This window comes from Pseudomonas sp. GXZC (genome assembly GCF_026967615.1).
Lineage (GTDB): Bacteria > Pseudomonadota > Gammaproteobacteria > Pseudomonadales > Pseudomonadaceae > Aquipseudomonas > Aquipseudomonas azotoformans_A.
In genome coordinates this window covers 4,388,602-4,400,632 of the sequence record NZ_CP114115.1, presented here as the reverse complement: position 1 = coordinate 4,400,632, position 12,031 = coordinate 4,388,602, and the positions used below count along the sequence as shown (strand labels likewise).

10 protein-coding genes are annotated in these 12,031 nt (G+C 58.8%); 5 read left to right on the top strand and 5 right to left on the bottom strand.

From position 1 onward, the window contains the following. Positions 1-5: 5 nt before the first annotated feature. Positions 6-2,231, bottom strand: a complete 2,226-nt coding sequence (locus OZ428_RS20580) for an NADP-dependent isocitrate dehydrogenase (protein WP_269131110.1) — start codon at positions 2,229-2,231, stop codon at positions 6-8. A gap of 493 nt (positions 2,232-2,724) precedes the next feature. Here OZ428_RS20580 and icd point away from each other — a divergent pair, with 493 nt between their 5' ends. Further along, positions 2,725-3,981, top strand: coding sequence for an NADP-dependent isocitrate dehydrogenase (gene icd, locus OZ428_RS20575; RefSeq protein WP_038847898.1), 1,257 nt, complete (start codon positions 2,725-2,727; stop codon positions 3,979-3,981). Between the two features lie 76 nt (positions 3,982-4,057). Here icd and cspD read toward each other — a convergent pair whose 3' ends face one another. Then, entirely contained in the window at positions 4,058-4,324 is a 267-nt protein-coding gene (cspD, locus tag OZ428_RS20570) for a cold shock domain-containing protein CspD (RefSeq protein WP_330911104.1), read from the bottom strand. A 218-nt stretch (positions 4,325-4,542) separates the two neighbouring features. Between cspD and clpS the strand changes: the two genes are divergently transcribed. Together clpS and clpA are read left to right on the top strand one after the other, a co-directional pair. Next, positions 4,543-4,911: an ATP-dependent Clp protease adapter ClpS gene (clpS, locus tag OZ428_RS20565; RefSeq protein ID WP_005789091.1), complete on the top strand. Its 369-nt coding sequence runs from the start codon at positions 4,543-4,545 to the stop codon at positions 4,909-4,911. Between the two features lie 29 nt (positions 4,912-4,940). Continuing rightward, positions 4,941-7,211 (top strand): ATP-dependent Clp protease ATP-binding subunit ClpA, encoded by a 2,271-nt coding sequence (gene clpA / locus OZ428_RS20560; protein ID WP_033896823.1) that lies wholly within the window; start codon positions 4,941-4,943, stop codon positions 7,209-7,211. Positions 7,212-7,337: 126 nt separating this feature from the next. Here clpA and infA read toward each other — a convergent pair whose 3' ends face one another. From infA to aat, 3 genes are all read right to left on the bottom strand, one after another. Continuing rightward, entirely contained in the window at positions 7,338-7,556 is a 219-nt protein-coding gene (gene infA / locus OZ428_RS20555; protein ID WP_002553999.1) for a translation initiation factor IF-1, read from the bottom strand. Between the two features lie 100 nt (positions 7,557-7,656). Beyond that, the gene (locus OZ428_RS20550) at positions 7,657-8,364 is read right to left on the bottom strand and encodes an arginyltransferase (RefSeq protein WP_016975530.1); all 708 of its coding nucleotides are present in this window, start codon (positions 8,362-8,364) and stop codon (positions 7,657-7,659) included. A gap of 55 nt (positions 8,365-8,419) precedes the next feature. Further along, entirely contained in the window at positions 8,420-9,100 is a 681-nt protein-coding gene (aat, locus tag OZ428_RS20545) for a leucyl/phenylalanyl-tRNA--protein transferase (protein ID WP_177112677.1), read from the bottom strand. Positions 9,101-9,346: 246 nt separating this feature from the next. Here aat and OZ428_RS20540 point away from each other — a divergent pair, with 246 nt between their 5' ends. Continuing rightward, on the top strand, positions 9,347-9,622 hold the full coding sequence (locus tag OZ428_RS20540; RefSeq protein WP_156487831.1) for a hypothetical protein: 276 nt from the start codon (positions 9,347-9,349) through the stop codon (positions 9,620-9,622). Next, a complete protein-coding gene (locus tag OZ428_RS20535) occupies positions 9,597-12,005 on the top strand; it encodes a DNA translocase FtsK (protein ID WP_033896820.1) in 2,409 nt (802 codons plus the stop codon). The genes OZ428_RS20540 and OZ428_RS20535 overlap by 26 nt, the downstream gene beginning before the upstream one ends. Positions 12,006-12,031: the final 26 nt, after the last annotated feature.

The window sequence follows — 12,031 nt, the reverse complement described above, 5'->3', positions numbered from 1 at the left end:
CAACCTTACTTCAACTTGGCAATCGCCGCATTGAGCGTGTTGCTCGGGCGCATGGCCTTGCCTGTCAGCTCCGGGTTCGGCGCGTAGTAGCCACCGATATCCACTGGCTTGCCCTGTACAGCGTTGAGCTCGGCGACGATGGTCGCTTCGTTCGCAGTCAGGGTTTTTGCCAGTTCGCCAAACTGCGCTTGCAGTGCAGTGTCTTCGGTCTGGGCGGCCAGGGCTTGAGCCCAGTACAGCGCCAGGTAGAAGTGGCTGCCGCGGTTGTCGATGTTGCCGACTTTGCGCGATGGCGACTTGTTGTTGTCGAGGAACTGGCCGGTGGCCTGGTCCAGGGTCTTGGACAGTACCAGGGCTTTCGGGTTGTTGTACGTCACACCCAAATGCTCAAGGGAAGCGGCCAGGGCCAGGAACTCGCCCAGGGAATCCCAGCGCAGGAAGTTCTCTTCCACCAGTTGCTGCACGTGCTTGGGAGCCGAACCGCCGGCGCCGGTTTCGAACAGGCCACCGCCGTTCATCAGTGGCACGATCGACAGCATCTTGGCGCTGGTGCCCAGTTCCATGATCGGGAACAGGTCGGTCAGGTAGTCGCGCAGCACGTTACCGGTCACCGAGATGGTGTCCAGGCCCTTGCGGGTGCGCTCCAAGGTGAACTTCATCGCGTCGACTGGCGACATAATGCGGATGTCCAGGCCTTCGGTGTTGTGGTCTTTCAGGTAAGCCTGAACTTTCTCGACCACGACGCCGTCGTGCGCGCGCTTAGGGTCCAGCCAGAAAATAGCCGGGGTGTTGCTGGCGCGGGCACGGTTGACGGCCAGTTTGACCCAGTCCTGGATCGGCGCGTCTTTGGTCTGGCACATGCGGAAGATGTCGCCGGCTTCGACTTTCTGTTCCATCAGCAGGTTGCCCTTGCTGTCGGTGACGCGGACTACGCCGTCAGCCTTGATCTGGAACGTCTTGTCGTGGGAGCCGTACTCTTCGGCTTTCTTCGCCATCAGGCCAACGTTTGGCACGCTGCCCATGGTGGTTGGGTCGAAGGCGCCATTGGCCTTGCAGTCTTCGATGACCGCTTGGTAGATGGTGGCGTAGCAGCGATCCGGGATCACGGCCTTGGTGTCGTGCAGCTGGCCGTCGGTGCCCCACATCTTGCCGGAGTCACGGATCATGGCTGGCATCGAGGCGTCGACGATGACGTCGCTCGGCACGTGCAGGTTGGTGATGCCTTTGTCGGAGTTGACCATCGCCAGGGAAGGGCGAGCCGCGTAAACGGCCTGGATGTCAGCTTCGATCTGCGCTTGCTGGTCGGCCGGCAGGGCCTTGATGCGAGCGTACAGGTCGCCGATGCCGTTGTTCAGGTTGAAGCCGATCTGCTCCAGCACGGTAGCGTGCTTGGTCAGGGCGTCTTTGTAGAACTCGGCAACGATCTGGCCGAACATGATCGGGTCGGAGACCTTCATCATGGTGGCTTTCAGGTGAACCGACAGCAGTACGCCTTGCTTCTTGGCGTCTTCGATTTCAGCGGCGATGAACGCGCGCAGGGCTTTCTTGCTCAGTACGGCGGTGTCGATGATTTCGCCGGCCTGTACCGAAGTTTTTTCTTTCAGGACAGTCGCGGTGCCGTCTTGAGCGATCAGCTCGATTTTGACAGCGTCAGCGGCTTCGATCTGCACGGCTTTTTCGCTGCCGTAGAAATCGCCACTGTTCATGTGGGCGATGTGCGACTTGGAGTCGGCAGCCCAGGCGCCCATTTTGTGCGGGTGCTTGCGTGCGTAGTTCTTGACCGACAGCGGTGCGCGGCGGTCGGAGTTGCCTTCGCGCAGTACCGGGTTCACGGCGCTGCCCTTGACCTTGTCGTAACGTGCACGGGTTTCTTTTTCCGCGTCGGTGGTTACGGTTTCCGGGTAGTCCGGCAGGGCGTAGCCCTGGGCCTGCAGTTCCTTGATCGCGGCTTGCAGCTGCGGGGTCGAGGCGCTGATGTTAGGCAGCTTGATGATGTTGGCTTCAGGCGTAACGGCCAGGTCGCCCAGTTCGGCGAGGTGGTCCGGGATAGCCTTGGCGCCCAGTTGCTCGGGGAAGCTTGCGAGGATGCGCGCGGCGAGGGAGATGTCGCGGGTTTCCACGGCAATATCAGCGGAAGCGGTGAAGGCCTCTACGATAGGCAGCAGTGAATAGGTGGCGAGGGCCGGGGCTTCGTCGGTGAAGGTGTAGATGATCTTCGAGCGGGTGGGCATATTCGGATTAACTCTCTTCTTTGCTGAAAGCGTGCGCAGAAACTCGAGATGCGCCGGGTGGAGCGCGTTCGTTCAAAGTCATCCATGAGCGAAATGTCGAGGTTTCTTCGCGGTGATGTTGGGTTGCATCAGTCGAGCGTCAAGCGTTTGGACTATTGTAATAGTCCTGCTTTCTGGCTGAGGGCTACTGTCTAGAGCGGTCAACCGTCGTGACTCTTTGGTCAGCGGCGGCATTATACATAGGTCGCTATGCTTACGCCGAGCCTTCATACAAAAGGTGTGTCGTCCATTGGTCTAAAGGTCGCAGGGCCCAGGTTGCTGCCAAAGTCGCACGATGTGCTCAAGATTGGCGATTTTGCCTTTGCTTTCAGGCTTGTAGGCGACAAATTATGCTGTTTTCGATGCAAATGAGCATGGCGTGAGGTTTCGGTCGCCATTTATCTGGAGTAGGCTCGAACGCAGCCAGATGTTCAATCCATAGATGGAGTTCAGCATGGGATACAAGAAGATTCAGGTTCCGGCAGTCGGCGACAAAATCACCGTCAATGCAGACCATTCTCTCAATGTTCCTGACCAACCGATCATTCCTTATATCGAAGGTGACGGTATCGGCGTCGACATCAGCCCGGTGATGATCAAGGTAGTCGATGCAGCTGTTGAAAAGGCCTACGGCGGCAAGCGCAAGATCTCCTGGATGGAGGTATATGCCGGCGAAAAGGCGACTCAAGTCTACGACCAGGACACCTGGCTGCCCCAGGAAACCCTGGATGCGGTCAAGGATTACGTGGTGTCTATCAAAGGGCCGCTGACCACCCCCGTCGGCGGCGGCATCCGTTCGTTGAACGTGGCCCTGCGTCAACAACTCGATCTATATGTGTGCCTGCGCCCGGTGCGTTGGTTCGAAGGCGTACCCAGCCCGGTCAAGAAGCCTGGCGATGTGGACATGACCATCTTCCGTGAAAACTCCGAAGATATTTACGCCGGGATCGAGTGGAAGGCCGGTTCGCCCGAAGCGATCAAGGTGATCAAGTTCCTCAAGGAAGAAATGGGCGTGACCAAGATCCGTTTCGACCAGGATTGCGGAATTGGCGTGAAGCCGGTCTCTAAAGAGGGGACCCAGCGTCTGGCGCGTAAAGCCCTGCAATATGTAGTGGATAACGACCGCGACTCGCTGACCATCGTGCACAAAGGCAACATCATGAAGTTCACCGAAGGGGCCTTCAAGGAATGGGCCTACGAAGTGGCGGCCGAAGAATTTGGCGCCACACTGCTCGACGGCGGCCCGTGGATGCAGTTCAAGAACCCCAAGACCGGCAAGAACGTGGTGGTCAAGGATGCGATTGCCGATGCCATGCTCCAGCAAATCCTGTTGCGTCCGGCTGAGTACGACGTGATCGCGACGCTTAATCTGAACGGTGATTACCTGTCCGACGCCTTGGCGGCGGAGGTGGGCGGTATCGGTATTGCGCCGGGTGCGAACCTGTCGGACACCGTGGCGATGTTCGAAGCGACCCACGGCACTGCGCCTAAATATGCGGGCAAGGATCAGGTGAATCCGGGATCGTTGATTTTGTCGGCCGAGATGATGTTGCGGCACATGGGTTGGACCGAGGCGGCGGATTTGATCATCAAGGGCACCAATGGCGCGATTTCGGCCAAGACTGTGACTTATGACTTCGAGCGTCTGATGGACGGTGCCACCCTGGTTTCTTCGTCTGGCTTCGGTGATGCGCTGATCTCGCACATGTAAGCGACGGAGGTAAAAAAACCGGCCATACCGTAAGCGGAATGGCCGGTTTTTTATTGGGCGCCTGCTCGGTGGCCGATTAGGCTAATTGCTCTTTTGATTTTTGAGCGACGCCCTCTTTGGCTGTGCCGATGGTGACCGGCGCACTGATTTCGGTTGCGTGCTTGCCTTTGGGCCCCTCAATAATTTCAAAGGAGACCGGCTGCCCGGCTTTCAGCGTTTTATAACCGTCCATTTTGATCGCTGAGTAATGCGCAAAAAGGTCTTCATCCTTGCCGTCTTCAATAATGAAGCCGTACCCTTTGGCATTGTTGAACCACTTGACCTTACCGCTTGCCATGCCCATATCCCTCTGCACCAGACTCCATCACTGGAGTATCATCCAGTTTATCCGTCCTAACCCGAATAAATAAGGTTGACTGCGCGGACCTTTTTTACCCACTGTGGGTTCTATTGGTTGTAACACCGTTTCGCCGATAGTCAAGGCGACCAGTCGGTCAGAGTTGAAATTCTGACAGGTCGCCCCCACCACTGTATTTGAACCACTGACGAACCTTTCTTTCCATGCATGCAAACAGCCAGATTCGACTAACATTCAATCAGGATCGACCGGATCAGGAACATGATGACGACGGTTCTGCAGGCATTGCTGTTCAGGAGGCCAAGCCTGCCTTACAGGCGCCGCCGATGTACAAGGTGGTTTTGTTCAATGATGACTACACACCGATGGATTTCGTGGTCGAAGTACTCGAGGTGTTTTTTAACCTGAACCGCGAGTTGGCGACCAAGGTAATGCTGGCCGTTCACACAGAAGGACGGGCAGTATGTGGAGTGTTTACCCGCGACATCGCCGAGACAAAGGCCATGCAGGTCAACCAGTACGCCAGGGAAAGCCAGCATCCGCTACTCTGTGAAATCGAGAAGGACGGTTAACGCCGACCACTTGGGTATGAGGTGAAGCTATGTTAAACCGCGAGCTCGAAGTCACCCTCAATCTTGCCTTCAAGGAGGCTCGTTCGAAGCGTCATGAATTCATGACCGTCGAACACCTGCTGTTGGCACTTTTGGACAATGAAGCTGCCGCCACCGTTTTGCGTGCGTGCGGCGCCAACCTCGACAAACTCAAGCATGACCTGCAGGAGTTTATCGACTCCACGACGCCACTTATTCCAGTCCACGATGAAGACCGTGAAACCCAGCCAACCCTGGGCTTCCAGCGGGTGCTTCAGCGTGCCGTGTTCCATGTTCAGAGCTCCGGTAAGCGTGAAGTCACGGGCGCCAATGTGCTGGTGGCGATTTTCAGCGAACAGGAAAGCCAGGCAGTGTTCCTGCTCAAACAGCAGAGCGTTGCCCGTATCGATGTCGTCAACTACATCGCCCACGGTATCTCCAAGGTGCCTGGGCACGGCGATCATTCCGAGGGTGAGCAGGATATGCAGGACGACGAGGGCGGTGAGTCTTCTTCTTCGGGCAATCCACTGGATGCCTATGCCAGCAACCTCAATGAACTGGCGCGCCAGGGGCGGATCGATCCGCTGGTGGGGCGTGAGCTTGAAGTTGAGCGCGTAGCGCAGATCCTTGCCCGTCGTCGCAAGAATAACCCGTTGCTGGTGGGTGAGGCGGGCGTGGGTAAAACCGCGATTGCCGAAGGCCTGGCCAAGCGCATCGTGGATAACCAGGTGCCAGACCTGCTGGCCAACAGTGTCGTCTACTCCTTGGACCTGGGCGCGTTGCTCGCCGGGACCAAGTACCGTGGCGATTTCGAGAAGCGCTTCAAGGCGCTGCTTGGTGAGCTGAAAAAACGCCCGCAGGCGATCCTGTTCATCGACGAAATCCACACCATCATTGGCGCCGGTGCGGCGTCCGGTGGGGTGATGGACGCCTCCAACCTGCTCAAGCCGCTGCTGTCGTCGGGTGATATCCGTTGCATCGGTTCGACCACGTTCCAGGAATTTCGCGGGATCTTCGAAAAAGACCGTGCCCTGGCGCGTCGTTTCCAGAAGGTCGACGTGTCCGAGCCTTCGGTTGAAGACACCATCGGCATCCTGCGTGGGCTCAAGGGGCGTTTCGAGGCGCACCATGGCATCGAGTACACCGATGAAGCCCTGCGTTCGGCTGCTGAGCTGGCGTCGCGGTACATCAATGACCGGCACATGCCGGACAAGGCCATCGACGTGATCGACGAGGCGGGTGCCTACCAGCGCCTGCAGCCGGTCGAGAAGCGTGTGAAGCGCATCGACGTGCCTCAGGTTGAAGACATCGTGGCGAAGATCGCGCGGATTCCGCCTAAGCACGTCAACAGTTCCGATAAGGAGCTGCTGCGTAACCTGGAGCGCGACCTCAAGCTCACCGTGTTCGGCCAGGATGCGGCCATCGATGCGCTGTCCACCGCGATCAAGTTGTCCCGTGCGGGCCTCAAGTCGCCGGACAAGCCGGTTGGTTCGTTCCTGTTCGCCGGCCCGACCGGCGTCGGCAAGACCGAAGCGGCGCGGCAGTTGGCCAAGGCCATGGGCATTGAGCTGGTGCGTTTCGACATGTCCGAGTACATGGAGCGTCACACCGTGTCGCGCCTCATCGGTGCGCCTCCGGGCTATGTCGGTTTCGACCAGGGCGGTCTGTTGACCGAGGCGATCACCAAGCAACCGCATTGCGTGCTGCTGCTCGATGAAATCGAGAAGGCCCACCCGGAAGTCTTCAACCTGCTGTTGCAGGTGATGGACCACGGCACCCTGACCGACAACAACGGGCGCAAGGCGGACTTCCGCAATGTGATCGTGATCATGACCACCAACGCCGGTGCCGAAACGGCTGCGCGGGCTTCGATCGGCTTCAGCCATCAGGATCACTCTTCCGATGCGATGGAAGTGATCAAGAAGAGCTTCACGCCGGAATTCCGCAACCGCCTGGACACCATTATCCAGTTTGGTCGCCTCAGTCATGAGGTCATCAAAAGCGTGGTGGACAAGTTCCTCACCGAGCTTCAGGCGCAGTTGGAAGACAAGCGCGTGCAGCTGGATGTCACGGAAGCGGCGCGCAGTTGGATCGCCGAGGGTGGCTACGATGCGGCAATGGGCGCACGCCCAATGGCGCGTCTGATCCAGGACAAGATCAAGCGGCCGTTGGCCGAAGAGATCCTATTCGGCGAACTTTCCGACCATGGCGGCGTGGTGCACATCGACCTGAAGGATGGCGAGCTGACCTTCGAGTTCGAAACCACGGCTGAGATGGCCTGATCGATAGCTGCAATAAAGCAAAGGCGCCGAAAGGCGCCTTTTTGCTGTCTGTGGGGACTGTGGTGATTGTCAAATAGCGCGCACACAAAAACGCCCGGCATAACCGGGCGTCTTGTATTGACTTGCTTAGCGAGCGCGGTAAGTGATGCGCCCTTTGCTCAAGTCATAGGGCGTCAGCTCGACGCGCACTTTGTCACCGGTAAGAATACGAATGTAGTTCTTGCGCATCTTGCCGGAGATATGCGCGGTTACGACGTGCCCATTTTCCAACTCCACACGAAACATGGTGTTGGGCAGGGTGTCGACGACAGTGCCTTCCATTTCGAAGCTGTCTTCTTTCGACATGCAGTAAAGCCCTCGGTATCCAGTGAATGGCCCGGTGCAACTGCGCCAGGCAAAAGCGGCGTGCATTGTGCCCGAAAAAGGGTGTTTAAGCCAAGGGGTTCTAGTTAAGCACGACCCATCTTTGATTAATCAGCAGTTCTATGGGCCGATATTGGGTCTTGTAGTTCATCTTTTTGCAGTTCTTGATCCAGTAGCCGAGGTACACCGCCTCCAGTTCCAGGCGCAGTGCTTCGCCGATTTGCCACAGGATTGCAAAGCGCCCCAGGCTGCGACGTTCTTCGGCAGGCTCGTAGAAGGTGTAGACCGCTGACAGGCCGTTTGGCAGCAAATCGGTCACGGCCACCGCCACCAACCGGCCGTCGGCGCGAAACTCATAGAAGCGCGAGAAGGGCAGGTCACGTACCAGGAACGTGGAAAACTGGTCGCGACTGGGCGGAAACATATCGCCGTCGGCGTGGCGCTCTTCGATGTAGCGCTGGTAAAGGTCGAAATACTCTTCGGTGAAGCGTGGCTTGGCCGGCATCACCGTGAGGTCAGCATTGCGCTTGAGGATGCGTTTCTGGTTTCGGTCCGGCAGAAACTGCGCCACGGGAATACGTGCCGGGACGCAGGCATTACAGTTCTGGCAATGAGGCCGGTACAGATGATCGCCACTGCGCCGAAAGCCCATCTCCGACAGGTCGGCATACACATGCACGTCCATAGGCTGGCTGGGGTCGAGGAACAGTGTGGTGGCCTGCTCGTCGGGCAGATAGCTGCAAGAGTGGGGTTGAGTGGCATAAAACTTCAAACGCGCCAACTCGGTCATGATCAACCCTCGGATAAGCTTTGAAATAAGTGTAAGCCAGGAGCGCGGAAGTCGCCTAGGAAACCCACGGTCCAGCGCTGGGCTGATCCAGATGGTCGCGCAGGAAACCTGCGAAGTCGCTGCGGGATATGGCGCGGGCGCCCAGGCTGTGGAGGTGATCGTTGGGCATCTGGCAGTCGATCAATACAAAACCCCATTCCTGTAGCTGGCGGGTCAGCGTGGCAAAGCCGAACTTCGAGGCGTTGTCGGCGCGGCTGAACATGGACTCGCCAAAAAACAGCTGGCCCATCGCCAAGCCATACAAGCCACCCACCAGCTTGCCGTCGTCCCACACCTCCACCGAATGCGCGTAGCCGCGCTGGTGCAGTTCCAGGTAAGCGCTCTGGATGCTTTCGGTGATCCAGGTGCCGTCGGCATAGGCGCGCGGTGCGGCGCAGGCCTGGATGACGGCGGCAAAATCCTGATCGAAGGTCACGGTGTAGCGCTGCTGGCGCAGCAGCTTGCCCAGGCTGCGGGAGACATGCAGCTCGTCGGGGAATATCACAGTGCGCGGGTCGGGCGACCACCAGAGGATCGGCTGACCCTCCGAAAACCACGGGAAGCAGCCATGGCGATAGGCTTGCACCAGGCGTTCGGCCGAAAGGTCGCCGCCGGCAGCCAGCAGGCCATTGGGTTCGCGCATGGCCTTGGCCAGGGGAGGGAATGTCAGTGAGTCGCGTTGTAACCAGGTCAGCATGGCATCCAGGCTTACGGAAGGGGAGGGGAGTGGCAGGTATGACACCTGTCTGCGCAGTGCTGATTATTGTCGACACGGCGCCATCGGGCCAGCCCGAATCGGCTATTGAGGTGGATTAGCGTGAGCAGGTGTTTCTGCAACTCTGTGCCGGGGACGTGGTCGTAATCGGGTCTGTGCCATGCAGGCCATTTGCCAAGCTTGCCTGGATTGGTAAAAACAGCGCATAAGCCTTTGTCAGCAAAGAGAATGCATGCTCAAATTGAACATGCTGTGACACAAAATTGGCTAGGCTGTCGAGTGAAGGGCAGGGGCGTGGCATCGCCGGCACAAACCCGTACAATGCGGGCATTGTGGCGCTTTCGTCATTTCATCCAGCAAGCGCCCAATGGTAAAAGTAGATTCAACGACGCTCGTTCATTTTTCAACTGCTCGGATTGGGCAGTATTTGCAGTCATTCAACAGATGGACGCGCTAAAGGCGCAGGAAAAGACCCGTTTTGAAGAAATCCGCCGCAACACCTAAAGCAGCAGTCGTGCCGGCCTGGCGCCAGCACCTGCATTATCGCCTCAAGGAAGGTGCGCTGATCGCGATCGGCGCGCTGTGCCTGTTCCTGATGATGGCCTTGCTCACGTACGGCAAGGACGACCCGGGCTGGAGCCACAACAGCAAGATCGAAGACGTGCAGAACTTCGGTGGGCCTGCCGGTTCCTACAGCGCCGATATCCTGTTCATGGTGCTGGGTTACTTTGCTTATATCTTCCCGTTGCTGCTGGCGATCAAGACCTGGCAGATCTTCCGTCAGCGTCATGAGCCGTGGCAGTGGAGCGGTTGGTTGTTCTCCTGGCGCCTGATCGGCCTGGTGTTCCTCGTGCTGTCCGGCGCAGCCCTGGCCCATATCCATTTCCATGCCCCCACCGGCTTGCCGGCGGGCGCGGGCGGGGCGTTGGGCGAAAGCCTGGGTGATCTGGCACGCAGGACCCTGAACATCCAGGGCAGCACCCTGATGTTCATCGCCTTGTTCCTGTTCGGTCTCACCGTGTTCACCGACCTGTCGTGGTTCAAGGTGATGGACGTGACCGGCAAGATCACCCTCGACCTGCTGGAACTGTTCCAGGGCGCCGCCAACCGCTGGTGGGCGGCGCGTGTCGACCGCAAGCGCATGGTTGCCCAACTGCGTGAGGTGGACACCCGCGTCAACGAAGTGGTGGCCCCGACCACGCCGGACCGGCGCGAACAGGCCAAGGTCAAGGAGCGCCTCATTGAGCGCGAGCAGGCCCTGAGCAAACACATGTCGGATCGCGAGAAGCAGGTGCCGCCGGTAATCGCCCCGGCACCGCCCAAGGCTCCTGAGCCCAGCCATCGTGTACAGAAAGAGAAACAGGCGCCGCTGTTCGTCGACAGTGCCGTCGAAGGCACCTTGCCGCCAATCTCGATCCTCGACCCGGCCGAAAAGAAACAACTCAACTATTCCCCGGAATCCCTGGCGGCCGTCGGCCACCTGCTGGAAATCAAGCTCAAGGAATTCGGCGTCGAAGTGTCGGTGGACTCGATCCATCCAGGCCCGGTGATTACCCGTTACGAAATCCAGCCGGCCGCAGGCGTCAAGGTCAGCCGTATTTCCAACCTGGCGAAGGACTTGGCCCGTTCTCTGGCCGTGACCAGCGTGCGCGTGGTGGAAGTCATCCCCGGCAAGACCACCGTGGGTATCGAGATCCCCAACGAAGACCGCCAGATCGTGCGCTTCTCCGAGGTGCTGTCGACGCCGGAATACGATAACTTCAAATCGCCGGTCACCTTGGCCCTGGGCCACGACATCGGCGGCAAGCCGGTGATCACCGACCTGGCGAAGATGCCTCACCTGCTGGTGGCCGGTACCACCGGTTCCGGTAAGTCGGTGGGTGTGAACGCAATGATCCTGTCGATCCTGTTCAAGTCCGGCCCGGAAGACGCCAAGCTGATCATGATCGACCCGAAGATGTTGGAACTGTCGATCTACGAAGGCATTCCGCATTTGCTGTGCCCGGTGGTCACCGACATGAAGGACGCCGCCAACGCCCTGCGCTGGAGCGTGGCCGAGATGGAGCGCCGCTACAAACTGATGGCGAAGATGGGCGTGCGTAACCTGTCGGGTTTCAACGCCAAGATCAAGGAAGCCCAAGAGCGTGGCGAGACCATTGATGACCCGCTGTACAAACGCGAAAGCATCCATGACGAAGCACCGAAGCTGACCAAGCTGCCGACCATCGTGGTGGTGGTCGACGAATTTGCCGACATGATGATGATCGTCGGCAAGAAGGTTGAAGAGCTGATCGCACGTATCGCCCAGAAAGCCCGTGCCGCTGGTATCCACTTGATCCTCGCCACCCAGCGTCCATCGGTGGACGTGATCACGGGCTTGATCAAGGCCAACATTCCGACGCGCATGGCGTTCCAGGTGTCGAGCAAGATCGACTCGCGGACCATCATCGACCAGGGCGGCGCCGAACAACTGCTCGGCCACGGTGACATGCTCTACATGCCACCGGGCACCAGCCTGCCGATCCGGGTCCACGGCGCCTTCGTTTCCGATGATGAAGTGCACCGTGTCGTTGAAGCCTGGAAACTGCGTGGCGCACCCGAGTACAACGACGACATCCTTAACGGCGTTGAAGAAGCCGGCAGCGGCTTTGAAAACGGCGGCGGCGGGGGTGACGACGATGCTGAAACCGACGCGCTGTACGACGAGGCCGTGGCCTTCGTGCTGGAAAGCCGTCGCGCGTCGATTTCCGCGGTGCAGCGTAAACTGAAAATCGGCTACAACCGCGCCGCCCGCATGATCGAAGCCATGGAAATGGCCGGCGTCGTGACCGCAATGAACACCAACGGCTCGCGTGAAGTCATCGCCCCTGGGCAGATGCGCGACTGATCCCGTGCCGCGTGGCAACACGCGGC